Annotated in this window: 16 protein-coding genes and 2 pseudogenes; 3 read left to right on the top strand and 15 right to left on the bottom strand. The window is 36.6% G+C overall.

Features of this window, described 5'->3' with window-relative positions; all coding sequences use genetic code 11:
- Nucleotides 1-144 precede the first annotated feature (144 nt).
- A complete protein-coding gene (locus GI584_RS07160) occupies nt 145-906 on the top strand; it encodes an SDR family oxidoreductase (RefSeq protein WP_153790777.1) in 762 nt (253 codons plus the stop codon).
- A 106-nt stretch (nt 907-1,012) separates the two neighbouring features.
- Nucleotides 1,013-2,203, top strand: a complete 1,191-nt coding sequence (locus tag GI584_RS07155; protein WP_100361331.1) for a M14 family metallopeptidase — start codon at nt 1,013-1,015, stop codon at nt 2,201-2,203.
- A gap of 39 nt (nt 2,204-2,242) precedes the next feature.
- On the opposite strand, the gene GI584_RS07150 is transcribed toward GI584_RS07155, so the two are convergent.
- From GI584_RS07150 to GI584_RS07100, 11 genes and pseudogenes are all read right to left on the bottom strand, one after another.
- Nucleotides 2,243-2,881 (bottom strand): NAD(P)H-dependent oxidoreductase, encoded by a 639-nt coding sequence (locus GI584_RS07150; RefSeq protein WP_153792939.1) that lies wholly within the window; start codon nt 2,879-2,881, stop codon nt 2,243-2,245.
- Nucleotides 2,882-2,993: 112 nt separating this feature from the next.
- Nucleotides 2,994-3,215: a helix-turn-helix domain-containing protein gene (locus GI584_RS07145; protein WP_100361332.1), complete on the bottom strand. Its 222-nt coding sequence runs from the start codon at nt 3,213-3,215 to the stop codon at nt 2,994-2,996.
- An 11-nt stretch (nt 3,216-3,226) separates the two neighbouring features.
- Nucleotides 3,227-3,703 carry a DUF2975 domain-containing protein gene (locus GI584_RS07140; RefSeq protein WP_153790776.1) on the bottom strand — a complete coding sequence of 159 codons (477 nt, stop codon included), beginning with the start codon at nt 3,701-3,703 and terminating at the stop codon, nt 3,227-3,229.
- 199 nt (nt 3,704-3,902) lie between these two features.
- A complete protein-coding gene (locus tag GI584_RS07135) occupies nt 3,903-4,448 on the bottom strand; it encodes a hypothetical protein (RefSeq protein ID WP_100361334.1) in 546 nt (181 codons plus the stop codon).
- A gap of 213 nt (nt 4,449-4,661) precedes the next feature.
- Nucleotides 4,662-5,579, bottom strand: a complete 918-nt coding sequence (locus GI584_RS07130; RefSeq protein WP_100361335.1) for an aldo/keto reductase — start codon at nt 5,577-5,579, stop codon at nt 4,662-4,664.
- A 60-nt stretch (nt 5,580-5,639) separates the two neighbouring features.
- Complete coding sequence (locus tag GI584_RS07125) at nt 5,640-6,725, bottom strand: ABC transporter ATP-binding protein (RefSeq protein WP_153790775.1); 1,086 nt, start codon at nt 6,723-6,725, stop codon at nt 5,640-5,642.
- The gene (locus GI584_RS07120) at nt 6,722-8,455 is read right to left on the bottom strand and encodes an ABC transporter permease (RefSeq protein WP_153790774.1); all 1,734 of its coding nucleotides are present in this window, start codon (nt 8,453-8,455) and stop codon (nt 6,722-6,724) included. Before GI584_RS07120 ends, GI584_RS07125 begins: the two co-directional genes overlap by 4 nt.
- Before the next feature lie 11 nt (nt 8,456-8,466).
- The gene (locus tag GI584_RS07115; RefSeq protein WP_153790773.1) at nt 8,467-9,468 is read right to left on the bottom strand and encodes an ABC transporter substrate-binding protein; all 1,002 of its coding nucleotides are present in this window, start codon (nt 9,466-9,468) and stop codon (nt 8,467-8,469) included.
- 287 nt (nt 9,469-9,755) lie between these two features.
- Nucleotides 9,756-12,944 carry an FIMAH domain-containing protein gene (locus GI584_RS07110; RefSeq protein WP_228552411.1) on the bottom strand — a complete coding sequence of 1,063 codons (3,189 nt, stop codon included), beginning with the start codon at nt 12,942-12,944 and terminating at the stop codon, nt 9,756-9,758.
- Nucleotides 12,945-13,728: 784 nt separating this feature from the next.
- Nucleotides 13,729-14,088 carry a DUF2798 domain-containing protein gene (locus tag GI584_RS07105; RefSeq protein ID WP_325063425.1) on the bottom strand — a complete coding sequence of 120 codons (360 nt, stop codon included), beginning with the start codon at nt 14,086-14,088 and terminating at the stop codon, nt 13,729-13,731.
- Between the two features lie 634 nt (nt 14,089-14,722).
- Nucleotides 14,723-15,000 (bottom strand): annotated as a pseudogene (locus tag GI584_RS07100) (branched-chain amino acid transporter permease).
- Nucleotides 15,001-15,842: 842 nt separating this feature from the next.
- On the opposite strand from GI584_RS07100, the gene GI584_RS07095 reads away from it, so the two are divergent.
- Nucleotides 15,843-18,371 (top strand): PIG-L family deacetylase, encoded by a 2,529-nt coding sequence (locus tag GI584_RS07095; protein ID WP_153790770.1) that lies wholly within the window; start codon nt 15,843-15,845, stop codon nt 18,369-18,371.
- 114 nt (nt 18,372-18,485) lie between these two features.
- On the opposite strand, the pseudogene GI584_RS07090 reads toward GI584_RS07095, so the two are convergent.
- The 4 genes and pseudogenes from GI584_RS07090 to GI584_RS07075 all read right to left on the bottom strand — a co-directional run bounded on the left by GI584_RS07090 (nt 18,486) and on the right by GI584_RS07075 (nt 23,037).
- Nucleotides 18,486-19,756, bottom strand: a pseudogene (locus GI584_RS07090) (IS3 family transposase).
- A gap of 111 nt (nt 19,757-19,867) precedes the next feature.
- Complete coding sequence (locus GI584_RS07085) at nt 19,868-20,680, bottom strand: carbohydrate ABC transporter permease (protein ID WP_153790769.1); 813 nt, start codon at nt 20,678-20,680, stop codon at nt 19,868-19,870.
- An 18-nt stretch (nt 20,681-20,698) separates the two neighbouring features.
- Nucleotides 20,699-21,679, bottom strand: a complete 981-nt coding sequence (locus GI584_RS07080; RefSeq protein ID WP_153790768.1) for a carbohydrate ABC transporter permease — start codon at nt 21,677-21,679, stop codon at nt 20,699-20,701.
- A 59-nt stretch (nt 21,680-21,738) separates the two neighbouring features.
- On the bottom strand, nt 21,739-23,037 hold the full coding sequence (locus GI584_RS07075) for a sugar ABC transporter substrate-binding protein (protein ID WP_153790767.1): 1,299 nt from the start codon (nt 23,035-23,037) through the stop codon (nt 21,739-21,741).
- Nucleotides 23,038-23,060 lie beyond the last annotated feature (23 nt).

The following is a 23,060-nucleotide window of genomic DNA, read 5'->3' as shown; positions in this document are numbered from 1 at the left end:
AAATCGTACAGTAATGAACAATGAAGCACCGATTGATGATTGTTTTTATCACTTTTCCTATATTATACTGTAAACAAATGTTGATTAACAAACATTTGTTTATTTATGAGTAAGCGCTAACAATAATATCGAGGAGGAATTAGGATGCAATTACAAGATAAAGTGGCTGTTGTTACCGGAGCTGCTTCTGGTATGGGAAAAGCAATTGCTGAAAGATTTTCAAGTGAAGGAGCAGCAGTTGTATTGGCTGATTTAAATGCTGATGGTGTGAATAATCTTGCCGAAAAACTCGAAAAAAATGGTGGAAAAGCCAAAGCAGTGGAAGTAAATATTGCAAATGCCGATGATATTGATCTGATGATAAATACTGCTGTCAACGAATTTGATACATTAGATATTTTAGTGAATAATGCCGGTATCATGGACGGTTTCGAACCGGTTACTGAAATTGACGACGACCGTTGGGATTTAATTTTTGATGTGAATACAAAAGCTGTTATGCGTGCCATGCGTAAAGCTATTCCTGTTTTTCTAGAGAAAGGACAAGGAATCATCATTAATACAGCATCCTCCGGTGGTCTAAACGGAGCACACGCTGGTGCAACCTATACAGCTTCGAAGCATGCAGTCATTGGTTTAACCAAAAACACAGCCCATATGTATGCACAAAAAGGCATCCGCTGTAACGCGATAGCACCTGGTGCAGTTCAAACAAATATTCAAGGATCAATGAAAAATGTCAGTGAGTTTGGTTTAGAACGAGCGAAATTGTCACAGAGTCTGATTCCAAACGTCGGAACTCCAGAAGAAATCGCTAATGTTGCGTTATTCTTAGCTTCTGAGGAATCTAAATTCGTAAATGGAACTACGATTACTGCTGATGGTGGCTGGACTTCTGCTTTCTAAATATAATTTATATCGCCATTCCACAACCTGATGAAATGGCGATTTGTCATGATTCAAGAGTTTCGTTCATAGGATGAAATAGCGGCTAAGAACGGAGGTTATATCGATGAAAATCCAAGTTATACAAGGTGATTCTTTTTGGTATTACAGTCAATTATTCGGAATCTCTCTCCCTTTAATTATTGCTTCTAACCAGCAGCTTAATCCTAATCAACTAATGATAGGGCAAGAGGTAAGCATTCCAGGCTACCAAGCTGGCTCCTATACGATACAAGCGAACGATACTTTATGGTCCATCGCTCAAACCAATCAAATTCCGGTAGACCTTTTAATCCGAATAAATCCAGATGTCCAACCAACACAACTTCAAATTGGTCAAACCATTACTCTTCCTCAGCGAGTCACGAATCCGCTTATCGCTGATGTTAATAACTACACATACGAAAAAATGATTGCAGATCTTCAACAATTAATAGACCTTTATCCGTTTATTCAGCAACAATCGATTGGAAATTCTGTCTTAGACAGAGATATTGTGGAGTTACAGATAGGTACTGGAGCACGCCAAAAGCATATTAATGGATCTTTCCATGCGCAAGAATGGATCACAACCCCGGTTATTATGCTGTTCCTCAACGAATACGCATTAGCTTTAACCAATAACTCACCAATACGCGGATTAGATATGCTAACCTACTTTGAAACTAATACGCTATCTCTTGTACCGATGGTTAATCCAGATGGAGTTAATCTTGTCATCAACGGTGCCGAAGCTGCAGGTCCACAACAAGATTTTGTGCTGTCCCTTAATAATGGAAATACTGATTTTTCCGGATGGAAGGCTAATATTAATGGGGTTGATCTTAATAATCAATACCCGGCATTATGGGAAACAGAAGCAGCCAGAAAACCAGATGCACCAGCACCAAGAGATTTCCCAGGTTACGAGCCATTATCAGAACCAGAAGCAATCGCCATGGCTGATTTAGCGAGAGCGCGATCATTTGAAATAATGAACGCTTTTCATACACAAGGAGAAGTGATCTTCTGGGGGTATCAGGGAATGGAACCACCAGCATCTGAAACGATTGTCCAAGAATATAATCGTGTGAGCGGCTATGAGGCCATTCAATATGTTGATAGCTTTGCGGGATACAAGGATTGGTTTATACAGGAATTTCGCAGGCCAGGTTACACTGTCGAGTTAGGATCAGGTGTCAATCCTCTTCCGATTAGTCAATTTGATGAGATTTATCAGGAGACATTAGGGATCATGTTGGCGACTCTATATATGTAAAATGAGCCGTGGTTGTTTCAACCACGGCTCTTTCTGTTATTATACAAATTTCACGATATCATCAAATGGACGTCTGCTTTTCTCTGGGGCATCCTGCACACGATGACCGAATGCTGCCATCACGGAAATCGAAAAGCTGTCGTCTTCTAAAAGTCCCTCTTCACGTAATAATTCGTTCATTTCTTTGATCGGGAACCCTTCGATTGGACAGGAATCAACACCTATTTGTGCAGCTGCCGTCATCATGTTAGCCAGCGCAATATATGTTTGCTTGGACGACCAGTCTAACATCCGCCGATCATCTACCAATAAATCAAAATCTTCTTTTTGGAAGTTTTCAATCATTGGTAATAGACCTTGTAATGCTTCATCAGGATACTGATGTACGTTTATGTAATGGTCAAGTAGATAGTCAGCATCATACGAGGTATCCTTTGCTGTTCGAGCCAGGAATATAACGAAATGACTGGCATCCATTTTTCCTCTTGCTCCCCATGATGTGTTTTTAATCTTTTCCCGCATTTCCGGACTTTGAATAACTAAAAACCTCCATGGCTCTATACCAAATGAACTCGGAGATAAGTATCCTGTATCAAGTATGAATCGGAAATCCTCTTCATCAATTTTTCTATTTGGATCAAACTTTTTCGTTGCATGACGAAAATGCATCGCATCCATGATATCTTTTTTGATTTGCTTTTTATCCAAAGTCTGTCACCTCCAAATTACTTCCCCATTATTATACGAACTGTACGGAAAAACACATAATGTTCTGCTTTGTATATGCCCCTTATTCTAAAGTTTCTTCGTCGTTTTTGTATTCTAGAATGTCCCCTGGTTGACAATCCAATGCCTTACAAATCGCATCTAAAGTAGATAATCGAATCGCCTTTGCCTTTCCATTTTTCAATATAGAAAGATTTGCCATCGTGATTCCAACCTTATCCGAAAGTTCCGTTACGCTCATTTTCCTTTTAGCCAGCATCACATCTACATTGATTATAATTGCCATTACTTATCACCTCAGACTATGAAGTCATTCTCTGATTTTATCTCAATCGCCTCTTGTAAAAGTCTTTGAAGAACAGCAGCGAATACTGCAATTACCATTGAAGCAAAAATAGGGACCATCCCGACTATGATAAGACCTGGAGCATCATCTAAATCTGCTACAAGAAAAACAAACGGAATCATAACCACATACAGGGCGCTAATTGTAACTGCACAATATTTTATATGCTTTAAAGCTTTAACAGAAATTTCAGAGAAAGCTTTGTTTTTGTCAATATAACTTAAAAGTCTAAAAGCCTTATACAAGGCAATGTAAAACGGGATAGCTGATACATACATACCTATTAAAATAGGATAAAGTATATGGGCATAATTTGGATTAACTGGATTATTAGCTACCTTAACAATCCCAAATATACACAAAGCAAGTACTGGAGTTCCAATAAGAAAAACAGCTATCTTTAAAAAGAGTGTTGAACTTTGTTTCATAAAAAACACCTCACTTAATTATTATTCAATTGAATTATAGCACGTTTTTATCGTTTTACAATAAATAATTACTGTTTTGATTATTTTTTATTGCAATATAGATATTTTTTCAAGAAATCAAAAGAGCATTCCTTATTTTAAAGAAATGCTCTTAAAACCTAAAATTATTCGATAAGCATTGAACATATTATGAGTAGTTTTATTTCCATATTTTTTTGTACTTCTTCTGGTACTTCGGATCATTTTCAAGCTCGATTAGTTCCATTGCAATATGTTTTATATTTTCTATTTGAGTTTCCAAGTAAAAGTGATGCAAATTTTGTATGATATCATTTCTGATCAATGTGTAGTTTTTCTCATCGGTACAAGTCTTATATCGAGTTGCCAAAGCGTCAATCACAAGCAGTTCCTGTTTCTCCCCAGCTAGACCGATTCTCCATATAACTTGCAAGGTGTGTCTTGCTGTAACAAATTTATCGTCATAGGTTACCTGCCAGACTTTTTCAAAATCTTCGAGAATTCTATTTTCCCGATCACTGATGGCTAAATAAGACAAAAATTGGGCAGCACGTGATCGTTTATGTGCATCATTATCAGTTAAATCTTCTACTAATTGGTCCCAAACATCATAGGCCCAATCTACTTCAGATTTCATTTCAGCTATTAAATGTTGATAGGCTTCGTATTGTTGGTTTCGGTCTTTTTCTTCTAGTTGGGTGAAATAAGTTTTAATTGTATTGTCCATTGCCAGCCTCCTTTATTATATACTACCAATTTGGTTACTAAGATGGAAGTAACCACAGTTCGATGTATGACGACATTTTAATAGATGTAATCTACATTAGAAGCCTTCGTTATCCTCTTTTTCCCGTTAAAAAAGCATGAATCTATCTTTAGATTCATGCTTTAAGGTATTCCATAAACCTACTTTAGAGATATAGCTGTCCTTTCTCTGTTTCTACGGTAATTTATTCCCCGCAACACGATACAAGTCATACCATTCTTCTTTAGTCAGGTTTACTTCTGATGCTTTTGCAATATTTTGTAAACGTTCAGGATTCATGGTACCTACAACAGGCTGCATTCTAGCTGGGTGACGTAGGATCCATGCAATCGCAATCGCTGATTTAGTGACACCTTTTTTCTCCGCGTATTCTTGTAACTTTTCATTTAATATCGGGAATTGATCATTATCTACAAATACACCCTCAAAGAAACCATGCTGGAATGGGGACCATGGCTGGATTGTCATATTATGAAGACGACTGTAATCCAACACTCCTCCATCACGAACAATCGCCGGATCATGCTCCATATTTACATTAAGGCCAGCATCTATCATTGGCGTAAACATCATGCTCAATTGAAGTTGGTTAGCTACCAGATCTTGTTCTACATATTTTTTCAGTAATTCGATTTGCATTGGGTTATGGTTACTTACTCCAAAGTGACGAACCTTTCCACTTTGCTTTAACTCATTAAATGCTTCTGCCACCTCTTCCGGCTCAACTAGTGTGTCAGGTCTATGTAATAAAAGCACATCAATATAATCAGTCTTTAATCGTTTTAAACTACCTTCCACAGAGGAAAGGATATGTTCTTTGGAAAAATCAAAAAAGCCGTCACGGATACCACATTTCGTTTGAATCACCATTTTCTCCCTAATAGATGGATTCATATTGATCGCATCAGCGAAAATCTCTTCTGATTTGCCACCACCATAAATATCGGCATGATCAAACATATCAATATCTAGTTCAAGAGCATTCTCAATTACGCGGTTGGCATCCTGTTTGGACAATTGATCCATACGCATACAGCCTAACGAAATTTCACTAACTTGTAAGCCACTGTTACCTAATTCAAGCTTCTTCATCTCTTTCACCTCTCCTATTAAATCTAGCATCATTTTAGCATAGAGATAGAATGTAAGCGATTATATTGCTTGATGATTAAGGTGTTTGTTTTCTGTATTATCTGGAACAGACAAATGCATATACACCTGTTCACCTAAAGAAAATTGCTGTGATACATCAGTATGAACAGTCCATGTTTGATTAGTTATTTGAACAGTGTAGTGTATTTCTTTTCCCTGAAACTGAACACTGGTTATCAGACCAGGTAATCCAGTTTCCTCTTGATTTTCTTCTGACAATCGAAATTGTTCCGGTCGAACTGGAAAAATGTTTCTTTGTTTCATTTCCGAAACAACACCGGTATCCGGCCATTGAATATCAGGAGACAAAGAAGGGGTAAAATATTTTCCGTTCCAGTTACCTTCTACTAAATTAGCTTTTCCTACAAAACGTGCAACAAATGGAGATTCTGGTTTACTATAAATTTCACTTGGTGTACCTATTTGTTCTATTTCTCCTTGGTTCATTACAACAATCCGGTCTGCCATTGCCAACGCTTCTCCTTGATCATGTGTTACATAAACAATCGTTGCCTTTGTCAGCTGATGTAAAGCTTGGATTTCACCGCGCATTTCCATTCTCAATTCAGCATCTAAATTACTTAATGGTTCATCCATCAGTAAAAGATCAGGTTGAGGTGCAATGGCTCGAGCCAATGCTACACGTTGTTTTTGCCCACCGGATAGCTCGGTTGGCATACGATCAGCAAATGATTCCAGATTAACCATCTTTAATACCTCTTTCATCCGATCTTTCTGCTTCCTTTTTATTTCATCCGATACAAAACGATGATGCATCAAAGGAAAACGAATATGTTCTTCTACATTTAAATGAGGCCATAAGGCAAAGGATTGAAAAACCATACCAATATTCCTTCGTTCAGGTGGTAATGTTTGTTGTAGATTGCCAACTGTTTCATTACCAATCACGATCTCCCCTTCACTCGGGGAAAGGAAACCTGCCAACAATCGCAGTAATGTGGTTTTACCACATCCAGAAGGCCCTAAAATGGCGATAAATTCCCCTTCTCTTACTTGCAGGTCAATCTTCTTAAGTGCCTGAAAACCGTCAAATTCCTTACTTAGTTGATTGATTGCTATTGTCATTTGACGTTTGCCACCTTTCTGTTCCAAAAATATTGAAGTACATATAAACTGATAAAACCAAATAGTATCAACCCGATAATCAAACTGGAAAAGGCCGTTGAATAAGTTGTATAACCGGCTTGTTCAAAGCTGAAAATAACAACACCGATTGTTTCTACATTACTTGACCATAACAAGGAAGAAACCGTTAGTTCGGTTAATGCTGTTAGAAAAACAAGAAATGCACCACTTAAAATACTTGGTAATAACAGCGGAATTAAAATTCGCCTCCATTTTGACCAGCCATTCGAACCACTGACCATTGCCGCTTCTTCCATCGATACATCTACTTGCAACACGGCAGTAATACTTCCCCTCACCTGCAAGATTAAGAATCTGGTAAAGTAGGCAATAAAAAGAATCATAACCGATCCGTAAATCCCTGGATTCCAGCCTGGTATAGGTTCCATCCAGGCAAAAATCATCGATAATGCCATCACTGTTCCAGGTAATGCGTAAGGTAAACTAATAGCCATTTCCGAAAATTGATTCCAGCGGTTTGGTTTACGCACACGGTAATAAGCAAATGCGGTTCCGATTACCAATCCGATAACCGTGATAATAAGTGCCAATTGAATACTGTTTCCAATTGCTCGTTTTGCTTTCGGACTAGTATCCAGTACAAATTGGTAGTTTTTCAGACTTATATTCTCCCATGTAAAATCCAATCCATATGCTGATAATAAAGAGGTCATCATCATCGAAATGAATGGAACTAGACTAGTTAACAAGAAAAAACTCCATAATAAAATTTCAATCAATTTTCTAGATTTACCAAGGTAAACACGAGGTTTTTTGTCCTCTACCGTTGTTTCCAGCATCTTCGATTTCTTTAATAACAGCCACTGCAGGATGATACCGAATAATGCAATAATACCTAGCAAAACAGAAAGGGTTGCTGCCCTTTGAAATGCGGATGGACCAAATCCGACGACTTGCTGATAGATATATGTGCTCAAGACATCAATTTGTGCAGGAATTCCCAAAAAAGCTGGTATTCCAAAGTTGTCAAGATTGGCTAAGAAGGCAAGGAAACCACCACTTGCTATACCCGGAAGTGCTAATGGAACCGTTACTTTTACAAAAGTTCTCCAGCCACTTGCACCTGATACACGTGCTGCCTGTTCCACTTCACGTGGTACCTTACGAAATACACTGACAGATAGTAAATATACTAATGGATAATGGGAAAATCCCAATACGAAAATGATTCCCCCCATGCTGTACAAATTAATTGGTTCCAGTGAAAAGGGTAAGATGGATATCATTTTCCCGTAGAGACCATTCGCTCCCAAAAATTGCGTCCACGCTAATGTCGAAATATACGATGGGATTACAAAAGGTAAAATAATAAACACCTGCATCCATTTCTTAGCTCGTATATCTGAATAAGCGACCAGCCAAGCTAGTAACACGCCTAACGTTACCGAAATAAAAGTAGAACCTATCACAATCAAAATCGTATCAATTAACACTGTCCATGTCTTCGAATCTTGTAATATATCTGCATAATTTTGCAGAGACAGTTGATTATTTACCTGAAAACTTAGTAGAACTAGCCTTAAAATTGGAATTAAAAAGAAAATAACGATCGCTAGTAATGCCATTATTTTAAATAATTTCATCTTAAACAATGGAGATAATGCACGTGATGGCATTATCTCCTTGAAAGTATTAGACATATTTTTCATTCGTGCTCATCCTATTCTCCAAACAACTCACTGAATTTTTGTTTATCTTCATCTCTGGCTTGATACAATTCATTAATATCTGCTTCAAGCACTTCCATCTCATCAATTGTCTTTAATCCTTCTGGTGCTTCTACTCCTTCACGGATCGGAGTATAGCCAATATCCTTTGCTAATTGCTGACCCTTTTCAGAAAGGACAAAATCGACAAATGCTTTGGCGGCTTCTTCATTTTCCGGATCTTTCATAATACCGATTGGTTCTGTAATTACCGGAACACCTTCTTCAGGATATACTAGAGTTACTGGTGACCCTTCCGCCTCAGCACGTGCAACAATAAAGTCTACTACCATTCCGTAATCTACTTCTCCAGCAGCTACTGCTTTAAGAACTGCTCCGTTACCTTGTGTAACTGTCGGATTATTCGCTTGTAAAGCCTCATAATACTCCCAGCCAAAATTGTCATTTCGAGTAAACACACCCAAATTATAAGCCGCTGCACCGGAATACAATGGACTTGGCATTGCTACATTATCCCCTGCTTCTGTTAAAGCATTCCAGGATGTTGGCATATCTGTTACCTTTTCGGTGTTTACAACCATCGCCGTTGACATGACTTTTGTTCCTGTATACATATGATCTGGATCGATAAAACGATCAGGAATTGCTTCTAATTCCGATGATTCATAGGATAATAACATGTCTTGTTCTTTAAGGCTTTCAAATGTAACTGCATCTGCTACAAGTAACACATCTGCTTGAACATCTCCTGCTTGAGACTCTGCTTGCACTTTACTGATCACTTCTTCTGTTCCCGATCGATAAATCGACACCGTGACATCTGGATATTGTTCATTAAAGGCTTCCACTAATTGTTCCGCATCTGCATCAGGCTGGGATGTATAAAAGGATAATTCACCAGAAATCTCTCCCTCTTTTCCTGATGTACTATTGGAACATGCTGCAAGTAATGATATAACAATTAAAAAAATAATAGAAATCCTCATTTTAGTCATAATTAATTCCTCTCCTTTATTGTTTAGTGAAATTAGCCTGTACTTTTTATTGTACAGCTCAACTATTAATAACACTTAAACAGAATGTATGGAATTCGTTAAGTACATGTAAATGGAGAATATGGATATAATTGTTGCGCTTTAGCATTCAGAGGGAGTTGGAGATGAATAGGTGTAAATTTATTTACATTTACTTTAAATTCTTAACCTAAAAATGAACAAAAGAGGGACGGTCCCTCCTTGTCCAAAAGTAGATCGAAGGGGGAGCCGTCCCAAAAATTAACATGTTATTTTATAATATTGTGTATTATGCTCTGCGCGAATTCTTCAAGCTTTTCTTTGGCTATAGATGAAATATGCTTACTGTTCTCTTCTTTCTTTAGGTGTTTTAAGAAATCCTCTACTGCCTTCACAGCTTGTTCAGTCTTTCCATCAGTGTAGTGTTTTTCTGCCAGTTTTAGTCTGTTGTTTAGTACATCGACTATTGGATCAGATAATTCACCTGACTCAACATAAGTTTGTAATAAGGGTGATAACGATTCGAGCGAAAATTCTTGTACCATCAATGCATTGATAACCCAGTGTTTGTCTGTCTCACCTGAAAAGCCTAATTCAACTTCTTTCCCTGTTTCTCCACCATTTACTAAGAATGAAAGAACTTTAAATTCACCTACATCTGTTCCACCTGTTTCAGCAATCTCTTCATCATTAACTGTAACAGTTGTATTTGCTTGGCTATATTGGCGATCTCCAGACATTACATTGACTATATGATAACCAGAAGGGACAGAAATACGTAGTGTAGCTGGATCAAAAGATGCAATAAGATCTCTTCTTAAAGAATCTACTTCACCTCTATCACGGCTATCAGGTATCTCGCCAATCCAACCAAATCCTTTGTCTGTATCCCAGGTATCTTCAGGCGATAGTCGACTGTATTCCCCAAAAACAATACTATCAGCAGTACCCGCATCAAGGGCAAATACTGAATCTTCCGCTTTTGGTACAGCTACAATTTCAAATTCATCTGTTTCCAAATTATCATCGTATCTAACCTGAACATTTAGATTAAATACCTTAGGATCTGCCTTTTCAGGTGGTGTAATAGATAATTCTACTTCTTTAGATTCCAGTCCCTCTAACTGTACTGTTACTGGTTCTATCTTCCATTCGGTTGGAACATCTGCATTTACCTTTACTTCTTTTTGAGATTCCGTATTATTAGTCACAGTAGTAGTCAAAGTATATTGGTCCCCATAATATAATACATCTGTTCCAAAACCAAAATCTTCAACTTCAACTGGAGGAACAACGGAAATTTTTATCTCGATGACTTTATCTAACTCAGGAAGTGTTGCTTCTACGACTGCCATTCCCTCTTGGTAGAATTGTTGGATATCATACGACCATTCTACTGCAGTATCAAATGTATCACCTTGATCCGTAGTGACATTGACAGTGCTTGGTAAATTTGGTGTCTCATTAATTAAAACTCTCTCAGGTAGCTCCGTATTGATCGTTACGCCAGCCATCTTATCAAGTAAGTCGAGCTGCCATTCATCATACCAATCAATGGATATCTCATCTTCCTGCCCAAATTCAACTGGTAACCAAATATATCTAGAATTCGCCAAATCGGTCCTATTCCATCTATCACCCATATAAATAAATTTGCCATTTTCAGGATCAACAGGAATCACGTACGTACTTTGTGACCCATGAGTAGTAGACTCTCCTTCCCCTTCAACCGGGGTACCCATATCTGTCCAATCTCCTAGGATAGAGTCTGCAACATGATATCTTGCTGGGTTAGGATCCCAACCAGTAGCACCTGAAGTAATTAAATAGTACTTCTCTTTGTACTTGAACATAGCTGGTGCTTCACGATGACCATTATAGATCGCACGCGTAAAATCTTCTCCATATTCATCTCCAGCAATAGCAGTGTATTCTTCATTAAGTTTTGAAATATACAAAGAATAGTTTTCTTCACTAGAATAAATAATATAAGCAGTACCATCATCGTCTTTAAATAAAGTCATATCTCTAGACATACCTGTATTACGGACCTTATATTCATAACCCTCTGGCATTTTGTTTAAACGATTACTTTCTAGAAATTCAAAAGGTCCTGTTGGGGAATCACTAATTGCCACACCGGCCTTTGCTTTAGCATAGTTAGAATCTGATCCTTCATATGGTCCGTCAACATGTAACCATAATACATACTTATCAGTTTCTTCATTATAAATAACCTTTGGTCGCTCTAAAACACCACGTTCCTGATTGATATCACTAAAAATAACATCTTTTTCTTCAGCTGTTCTATTTTCATACAATTTCGTAAAATACGGATCTTCATCTAAATCTTCTCTATTTTCGACCGCCTTCATGACAACGCCTTCATCTTTCCAGTTATATAAATCTTTTGATGAATAGGCATGAACACCTGTAGCAGGAAGGTAGCCATTGGTTTTATCTTCCCCGTACCAATAGTACGTTTCCGTTTTCTCATCATACATGATCCCGCCGCCATGTGCTTGGATAACCGCTCCATTTGTATCTAACCATGGTTGCCCTGGCTTAAAGGATTCATTTAAAGTGTTAGCCATCAGTCCGGCTAATGCTTCATCAAGTTGATTGACTTTCCCTCGAATTTCTTCTTGTACTTCTGGCAATTCAACATCCAAATTATTTTCAGTTACTTCATCAACATAATTCTCAGCATCTGTTATTGCATCATTTAATGTTTCCAGGCTAATTGGTGTATAAATATCTGTTTTTTCTGCCTCTACTTTGGATTCTGCGATTTTATCCTCTAAATAGTTTAAAGGGAGAACAACATATTTCTTAACAATGATGTAATTTACCAATGGATCGTTATGGTTGGAGAGATTATCCTCTGCTGGCCCTTGAATTTTAAGATTCATTTCCCCATCCGTTACAGGAACTTGATAATAGGTAACCTCTTTTTCTTCTCCCTCACTACCAATTGCAAAATCTCCATTAGATAAATTTTCGTCTTCACTTATAATATTGACACTTCTTCCACTCCATGGATTCTTAAAGCCTAACGTAATCTCATACTCACCCTCAGGCAATTCGAAATTGTATTCGATCGCCTTATCACGTGTTTGTTCCCCATTATAGTATCTTAATGTACCATACTTATTTGAATTATCTCTCGTTGAAGAATTAGTAGTTTCCGTAACCAATCCCCATGATTTACCTGTTACCTCATCTACTCCATACATTTGCTCTGTCTTACTAGCATACAACCCCATTTTGTCATTACTTTCAACTGCTTCAGGAGTCGTATCCCCTGCATTGATGAAATAAAGAATATAATCATTATTCTTTAGCTCTTCTTCCGTAAAATCAGCAGAATCTACTTCGGTAGCAAATATAGATGAACTAAATGTTAGACCTGTGAGTAATAAGCTCATACAAAGTAAAATAACCCTCTTGTTCTTCATCACAGACGTATCCTCTCCTTTTTTGTAGTTGTTTCTTTATGGCCATTAAGCCTAACTTTCTTAAACATCACCCCCTTAAATGAAATGGATGTAGAAAAATAATTAGTTTTTGTTGTCTTTTTATTTGGCATGTTTTAATTTAGGAGGATTTCAAGTTATTTCACAAAATAAAATTAAGATGTTACAGTAAGTTTTTTTGCAGATTCTAAACGATGGGGATTGGTTTTAGACAAATATGTTCCATGGAGTTAGTTTTGAAGTTCTAAGAAATAAAACGCTTACAATTCATTGTAATAGAATTAATACTTTTTTATTATCTTCTCATCTAATGTTAGCATTTCTTATCCGATTTTTTAACGCAAAAATAGTTTCTACAAACTAGATTATAATCATATAAGTTCGCAAACCTATAACAATTTTTAGCTTATTTTTAATAATATTTTTACTTTTTAAACTTATTAGTGCCATTTAAACTCATCTCAATGAGCTGAATACTTACATTTCAAACACAAATGATTTGTATTAACAAGTAAAGCCGACTGATATTTTATATCATCTGTCGGCTTTAAACTACTTTTATTTTGAGCAACACTCTAAAAAAAATAGAATTTCATCAATTATGTTATGTGTTAAAAATCAACAATATCTCCTTTTCTATCCTGTCTTTCATGTAATTTTTTCATCGCAAATCTCGCTATTGGCTGTGCAATCAACAGTTCAATCCATAATGCTATACCAAAGTTTCTAGGCCAGACTTGAAAGAAGTTTTGAAATGGTTCCATGCTTATTTGTTTGGTACCAACCCATGTCCTATAATGGTTAGAAGTATAGATAAGAATGTGACGTGTAATAAAGTATTTAATAAAACTTTAGCATTAAATCCATCTGTTTTTCCTATGAATTTGGGCATCACTTTTCCAACTAACGGATCTGCAACAAAATTAACTAATAATACAACTACAACCCACATGAACGGAATGATCTTTAGAGTCTGTAAATAAACTTCATTACTAAAGCCACGTTCCAACCCCATAATAATCGGAGCTATCGTATTTACGGAAATGATTGAAATAATCAATAAAAATATGATACCTTCTTTTCCATTTCTAGGAAGCCTTGTTTCTACGTGCATATTGTTTGTCATCTACAACATCCCTTCTTTTTAACACTTTGTTATTATAGCGATGTTGTTAACTTTTCATAAGTGAACATTTGTGAACATTTTCTCAAGACCTATAAAAGTTATATCTCAAATTAAACGTTCGAAACAAAATTTGTACTGATTTAATTTAAAAATGCTGAACCCCTTGTCATTAAAGGAATTCAGCATTTTATGTTGTGTGATTCCGACTGGTCTCGAACCAGCAACCTCTATCCTGTCAACACAAGATTGATAGGTAAACTCAGTTATATAAGTTTAATTAAATTCAAGAGTCTTAAATATCAAGGGTTTGATAGGTTTATTAATAAATTACAATAAATAAAAATAAATCAATTAAATTAAGTTGAGTAACAAAGATGTGAACAAACGATTAGCTAAGCACGGTCTTGTGTTAATACTCACTCTAATTGTTACACTATTCAATAATAGCGCCTAGTTTGTGAATAAGAAATGATTTAATCTACTGTTGAAGATCATATTGAAAAAAAGGATCCATTTGCATTTTGTACAATGTTTCATAATCATACCCCTTTTATGATAAACAATATTATTCAAAATGAAGGTGATTAAAAAAACACTTGTACCAAATCTTGTAGGAAATCGTTCCTCCTGCTATTTAGAGGAGTATATTTTTCTTCCAAAAATAAAGCAGTACAACTACCGCCACCCCTATAAATTCAGGGATACCATAGGTTTCGGACAGTAAACTTACATCTTTAAAACAATAAATGACTAAAAGCCCAATTACAGTCGATGGCAAAACTTTACCAAGATACTGTACATACTTGGGGGTTGGTTTATCGAATGGGAAAACAACGAATGGAAGAATTGTTAGTATCGTACCAAAAATAACCATAGCTATCTAATAATCTGCTGAGATAAACCCATTGTCATATAGTGCTACCTCCTTTCTTTATTGTTTTTTTTTAGTAAGGTAAGTACCCAAAGTATTGCAATCATGGCTAGTTAGCAGGTCGACCATAAAACTTACAGTAGGTCTTTTCAAGAAGTTCGTTAATAAAATTATAATCCACACTATCATTGATTAGCTTAAACATATGAATTTCTGGAACTTAAATATAATAATGAATAGATGCTTAATTGCATATCTTTGTCGTTGGTCATAGAAAATCCCCCTTTGGTAGTAGTTTGTCGTGATTATATTATACCAAGTTTGGTGGATTTTTCTTTTTATTAATATTAAGCAGCACAAGCTGACTTTTTATTTTTTGGACGTTTTTTCAGTATCTCGAACCTTCCCTATGCTTCATTTAAACTATCTTTTCAACATGATGAGACAAGATTTTCTAAAGGTACATAGAAAGACAAGTCATCCTAATCATCTTTTTTACTCCAATCGACAAAATAAACTTTGAATATATCTCAACATTTTTATAATCACTACCAAAATACCTAAATTGGTAGTAATAATTAGAAGGGAGTCGTATATAAAAGCTAAATGCTTCTATTCTATAACATTGGCTTATTTTGAGTTTAATATAGGATATTTGAATGGAAAAGTAAGATTAAAAAAATTTAGAATATATGTTAAAATTAAATCGTAGCATTTAATAAGGAAAGTTTACTAACTAACTGTCTAGCAATCTATTTTGTTTCATTTTTACATCAAGAAAAAACTACATGGAGAACCATTCATAAGGAGGTGTAAATCGTACGTTACACGCAGACATCTATGGTCCTACATAGATCTTTTATTCCTGAAGGGAGAAATGTTGATGTTTAAAAAAGGGTTAAAAGCAGTTTTAGCATTTGCCTTGGTTTTACCGTTTCTTATGCCATCCGTAACGTTTGGGGAGGAAAAAGAAGGTGCATCAGAGTATGATCAAAAACTATGGAGTGTTGTAAAGCCTCTAAGTACAATCACGAGCTTCATGAATACTGGTGCCCATCCCGATGATGAGCGTAGTCACCTGTTAGCATACTTATCTAGGGGGCTTGGTGTCCACTCTTCTAGTATTATTGCTAACCGTGGAGAAGGTGGGCAAAACGAAATCGGTAGCGAAATCGGGGAGGGCTTAGGGATTATTCGTTCTCGTGAAATGATTGAGGCCTCCGAAGTAACTGGAGTTAAGGTATTTCACTTAAGTGAAGTTACTAACGATGCCATCTATGATTTTGGTTTTTCAAAAGACCCAGACGATACACTTAACATCTGGGGAGAAGAAGTGACTTACGAACGCTTTATCAGAATAATACGTGAATATCAACCGGATATCGTCATGCCGGCGTTCAGAGACGTTGAGAGTCAACACGGGCATCACCGAGCTATTAATCAATTAAGTAAACGTGCTTTTGAGGATGCAGCAAATCCGGATGTATTTCCAGAACATTTGGAAGAGGGAATTGAGCCATGGCAGATTAAGAAGTTATATCTACCTGCAGCTTCACCAGAAGAAGCTACGATTGGTATTGAAATAGGTGATTACGATGAAGTATATGGGATGACTTATCCTCAGTTAGGGGAAGAGTCCAGATACCTTCATAAGAGCCAAGGGATGGGGAATGATATTGAGCCTGGTTCTAGAATAGAATATTTGGAATTATTCCAATCAGCTGTAGGAGAAATTCCTGAACAGGAAGACTCTATCTTTGAAGATCTAAGCTATGATTTTAATGAATACGCTAACAAACTAACTAAATCTGGTAATAGCATTAAGAATGACCTTAAGAAGTTGCAATCAGAATTAGATGATGTAATTGAGGCTTATCCTAATTCAGGGGACGTATTAACAGAGTCTCACGAAGCATTAAAACAACTTAGAAAGACATCGAACAAAGTAGATAAAGTTAGGCTTCAAAATGTAGATAAAAATGACTTGGTTCATCGTTTAGAAGTGAAAGAGGAGCAGTTGCAAGAAACAAGTAAGGTAGCAGCCAAATTAGACGTTAGCACGACTGTGGCAAATCCAGTGTTGGCGCAAGGTGGTCAGACTTCAGTAACCGTAGAGCTAATCAATAACGGTAATGAAACAATCAATGATCTAGATGTAAACTTAAATGTTCCTAGCAATTGGACGGTTAAGGGTGACTTTGATTCGAGCAACTTAAAGCCAGGTGAAGCAGCTTCTATTGAATTTGAAGTAATTGTCCCAGAAGATGAAGAATATTATAATCCTTATGCTGAAGATGTCATTAAGACAGAGGTAACCTATGAAGTAAATAAACAGCAAACATCGGTTGAATTTTTAACAGGTGAAACGACAGCGGTTATTCCTGAGGTTGGTTTGGCAGCAGAACCAGGTTCACTAGCCATTAACACTGCTCTAGATAGAGAACCAATTACTGTAGATGTTACTGTAACTAATTATACTCAGTCCGCTATAACGACTGATGTTTCGCTTCAAACACCAGAAGGTTGGGCTGCTGTAGAAAGTAAAGAGGTTACTTTTGCAGCTGACGAGACAGAAAAAGAAGTATCCTTTACAGTTACACCGCCAGAGGAATTGGTTGATAATGAAGCGTTCGATCTAACGCCTACTGCGGTCGTAGATGGGAAGGAATTAGCGACTAGTATTCAAGTTATTTCTTATGACCATATTGGTACATTCTATCATTTAGAGAGTTCAAGTGTAGAAGGAGTAGCTTTTGACCTCCAATTTGACCAAGATCTAAAAGTAGGTTACGTAGAATCAGGTTATGATACGGTAGCAGACAACTTAACTGAAGTTGGGATGGATATCACTAAAATTGAAGACTTCGCGACGGAAGACCTATCCCAATACGATACAATTGTTGTTGGTATTCGCGCTTACCTATCTAGATCTGACTTGTCAGAGAACAATGATCGACTACTAAAATTCGTAGAAAGCGGTGGGCATGCAGTAGTCCAATATCACAAACCATGGGATAATTGGGATACAGACAACACAGCACCATATAAGTTAGAACTTGGGCAACCATCAATTGAATGGCGAGTAACGGATGAAAATTCACCTTATGAAATTCTAAATGAAGATCATGCCGTTTTAAATCAACCAAACCAAATAACAGATACGGATTGGAGCGGTTGGTTACAAGATAGAGCCTTATACTATCCTATGGCTTGGTCAAACGAATATGAAACAATCGTGAACATGACTGATATTGATGGTGACACATTTGATAGTGGTATCTTAGTCGCTGACTATGGTGAAGGAACATACATTTATTCTAACTTAGTATGGTACCGCCAAATTCAAGGTCTCGTACCAGGTGGATACCGCATCTTCACAAACCTAATTAACTTCCAAGGCTCACAAGACTAATTGTTTGAAGGGGGAGCATGGGGACGGTTCTCATGCTTCCTTTTTTTTGTGTTTATGGAAGGGGGTAAGGTGGTGATTAAACTGTACCCTTTGTAAAGAACATTTTAAAAAAGGTTATGCCACATGGTGAAGATGATTTCTGTATTCAACAGGAGTCATCTTCTTTAAATTCCATTGATATCTGAAATTGTTATAGTACGTCCTTAAAATGACCATAAAAAGACTCTTGTGGAGCATTATCCCAACAGTTTCCTCTTCTTGACATTGATTGCCCTAAACCTAATTTTTTTACGTGTTTCTGAAAAGCGGGACTGGTATAGTGTCCTCCTTGATCAGAGTGAATAAAGGATCCTTCTGCAAACTTTACTCGTCTATTATTCTTTAACTTTACTAATGTATCCGTAGCTAAATCCAACGTAAGTCGATCCGACACGTTATAGGCTAATATTTCATTTGTTGAACTATCTTTAATCGTAGATAAATAAGCCTTTTGATTCTTTCCATAATAAAAATAAGTGATGTCAGTGAGCAATACTTTACCTGGAATACCTTGTTTGAATTCTCGATTTAGCAAATTAGGCAGTACGGAGTGTTCTTGAGTAGCTTTCAACATCTTCTTATAAGGGTTGGCTCTTCTAATAGGGCATACAATAGTGTATTTCTTCATAATTCTTCGGATTCGTTTTAAGTTGTATGTAATATCAAACCGTCTCTCTAAAGTCATCTTAATTTGTCGAGCACCTTTATTACGTCGTTTGAAATGGAAAGCCTTTAAGATATTTTCTTTTAAGTCCAAATCTCCCTTCTCTCGTTGATCTCTTCTTTTTTGAGATCCTGAGGAAAAATAATTATAATAACCTGAGCGTGATACTCCGGAAATTTCACATAAAAACCCCACTATATTTTTAAGGTTGTACTTTTCAATCACTGAACGAATTAAGAGAAACTTCTGTTCAGCAAAGACTTTTACTGGTTTCCGTTCATCCCCCTTTCCATCATGTCTAACTTTTTTAGTAATTCATTCTCAGCCTGAAGCAATTGGATCTGAGCTTCTAATTTAGCATTTTTTTCTTCTAGTGAAAGCTCTTTTTCAGACGGTCTTCCAGAATTAGTTGTACGCGTATCTCGAAGTCCTAATACTCCTGATTCCCTGTAAGCTGTTCTCCATCTAGACGCAGCCCTATTAATTCTGACTATACCTAGTACTTGAACGTCAAAACCGTGCTCTTCAAAAACCTGTCTAGGAAACTTTCCATTTTCAGTTTCAGCTATAAAAACCTTTTAAATTCATCTGTATAAGTAACACCCTTTGGACTAACAGATTTAACATATGGATTATTAGATAATTTTTTTATTTCTTTATCAGTAAAGTGTTTTTTTGACATTAATTATTCTCCGATTCTACTATTTTTGTTTATTATACATAAAAGTACCCTATAGGGCAGACCTTTTTTTAGTGTCTACTCTATAGGGACAGTTTAAACCCCTAGCTTCCTTTATTTCATTCCGGTTAGGGTTATGCCTTTGATGATGTGGCGTTGGAGTAGGATGAATACGAGTATCATTGGGATAACAGATATTGTTGCTCCAGTCATGATTAGGTGCCACTTTGATTCTGCCTCTCCTGAGGAGAAGTAGGATAATCCGACTGGAAGGGTTCTTAGGCTAGATGATTCGATAACGATTAGCGGCCATAAAAACGCGTTCCAGTTACTTAAAAATGTAAAGATTCCTAAAGCTGAAATGGCTGGCCAGACTTGAGGTACGGCGATTTTAAAGAAAATAGAGTACTCGTTCATACCATCAATGCGGGCCGCATTTAATAAATCTTCAGGAATTTGTTCCATAAACTGCCGCATTAGAAATACCCCAAAACCGGTCATCAAACCTGGGAATAATACACCAAAATAGGTGTCTGTCCATCCGAATTCTGAACTCATCATATACCAAGGGATTATTAGCATTTCAGTTGGTATCATCAATGTACTTAATATTAAAATAAAAAGTATGGTACGCCCAACAAATTTAAATTTGGCTATAATATATCCAACTAACGTATCAAAAAATAGAACGCTTATTGTAGTAATTAAAGCGATGATAATACTATTGATAAACCATCTAAGAAACAAGCTTTCTTCAAAAATTTGAGTGTAATTAGCGAGAGTTGGAGTTTCTGGTATAATGTTCAAGGAAAATATATCGATCGGAGCTTTGAAAGAAGTAGACAACATCCATATAAATGGAAATACCATAACAAAAGCCCCAATGATTAAGAGTAGATATGGCCATATCTTTGCAATTTTCTCCATTGTTTGCCAACTCCTTTGCTAATAATCAAATTTCTTTGTTAGAACTTTTATTTGGAATAAGGTTAAGGCTAAAATAAATAGGAATAAAATTACTGTTGCAGCGGATGCGAGTCCCAAATCAAACTGTCTAAATGCGAGTTGATAGATATATACTACTACGGAAATAGTTGAGTTTAACGGACCGCCTGAGCCATCCACACTCATATTGATAACTTGAGTAAAAGATACTTGAATAAACGTAATCGTTCCAATAACCGCAGAAAAAACAATAGTTGGATTTAGCAATGGAACAGTAATGCGCCAGAATTTTTGCCAAGGTGTTGCTCCGTCTATATCTGCTGCTTCATAAAGCATCGTTGGTATATTTTCTAGGCCTGCTAAAAATAGGACCATTTGAAAACCAATAGCCTGCCAAATCATAGCTGCAATGATGACATAGATTCCCTGGTTTGGAGAATTTAAAAATGGTTGGGCAGAAAAACCTAAATTTATGAGCACATCGTTGACAACCCCGTTCCCCATTAAGATCCAGCGAAATACCCAACTAATAGCCACAATACTAGTTACATAAGGGATAAAATAAATCACTCGAAACAAACCTACAAAACGATTGATCTTATGTAATAATAGTGCAACAATTATTCCGAATAATAATTGACCAGATACACCTAAGACGATATAGATTAATGTATTAAAAAGTGATTTAAGAAATACTTCATCTTTTAATAGTGTTACAAAGTTTTCTAGTCCCACAAAAGGCTGTGGACCTGAAGATAGTAGGTTCCAATCTCTAAAACCTACATTGAATGTAAACAAGGTTGGAATAATACGAAACCCAAAATAAAAAAGGATTGGAAATAATAAACACGTGTAAACAAATAGATACTTTTGAAACTTTTGGCTACCTTTAAATTTTCTGATTAAAGACTTCTTTGGCTTCTTGTTTGGGTTAGGTGTATATTTGTGCTCCTCTTCTACTATTAAATTCGATTTTCCCATGGTGCATCTCCTTTATTAAGGGGGACCAAATAGTCTTTTGATCCCCCAAGAACATTTTTTTACTTATCGCTCCAATATTCATCATATAGTTCCTGAGTAGACTCAACTAGTTCATTGAATGCGTCCTCTGGATCGACCCCTTCCATTAACACGCGGTTAGCAGCGTCGATAACAAGGTCACGTTCTTTTGTTTCATCCACAAAGAAATGTGCATTAGCGAAAGGTAGTGATTCAATAAATGGACCATAGATTTCGTCGTTTACATATTTGTCTTGCATTGCAACTGCTTCTTTTGCTGGTAATTCACCAGTTGCATCTAACCATTTTTCCATAACTTCATCAGACGTTAAAAACTTTAAGAACTTCGTAGCGGCTTCAAGTTTTTCCCCTTCTACTCCAGCGGTAATTCCGTTTGTCCAGAAAGAAGAGTTCGTAGATTGTTGGTCTTTTCCAGGAAGTGGTGCAATTCCATAATTTAAGTCAGGTGCATCACTTTTTAGTGTACCGATTCTAAATGAACCATCAACGTTCATCGCAGCTTTTTCAGTAATAAATGCTGTCACGTCATCTGTGTAGAAACCTTCCTCGGAAGTACCAAGATCAGTAGGGAAGCTTAACCAATATTTAAATGCTTCTAATCCTGCTGGGTCGTCTCCCCAAGTTACTGTTCTACGATCTTCACTAAGTACTTCACCACCTGCTTGTCTAGTTAGCCCATCACGAAGCCATTGGTGCCCTTGTTGTGCAGGCTCCCAAGCCATACCAGATTGTTCTAGGCGACCGCCGTCTTCTTTAGTTAATTGAACAGCATATTCTTCTAGTTCTTCCCATTTTTCTGGAGGAGAGTTAGGATCAAGTCCCGCTTCTTCAAAAAGATCTTTATTGTAGAATAGTGCGAGCGTCCTCACTGCTGTTGGAATAGTCCAGTATTCATCGTTCATCTTCGTAGCTTCCACTAATGGAAAAAATTCACTTTCAATTTCATCATGTGGGAATTCATCTTGTGGTAATGGTTGTAAATAGCCAGCATCTACATAAGTAGGTACCCAACCATAGAATAAGTTGATAACATCTGGCCCTTTACCAGCAGGCACTTGTGCAGCAACCTGTTCATTATATTGATCGTAAGGGAAATTTGTTTGCTCTACTTTGATACCAGGATTATCTGCTTCAAATTCTTCAATTAATTCATCCACAATCTTTACTTTAGAGTCAAAAGAGTATTGCCAATATTCTAGTGTGATTTCCTCATCTTCGCTAGCATCTTCACTTCCTGCATTCTTGTCATTTCCAGAGCAGGCAACTAAAAATAGTAACAATAAAACTCCAAACAAAGCTAATTTCCACTTACTCACCATCAAAAAACCCCCTGAATATTTTT

Source organism: Gracilibacillus salitolerans (genome assembly GCF_009650095.1).
In the GTDB taxonomy this organism is placed as follows: Bacteria; Bacillota; Bacilli; order Bacillales; family Amphibacillaceae; genus Gracilibacillus; species Gracilibacillus salitolerans.
Note: the sequence above shows the minus strand (reverse complement) of the source record. Positions and strands in the feature narration are given on the sequence as shown.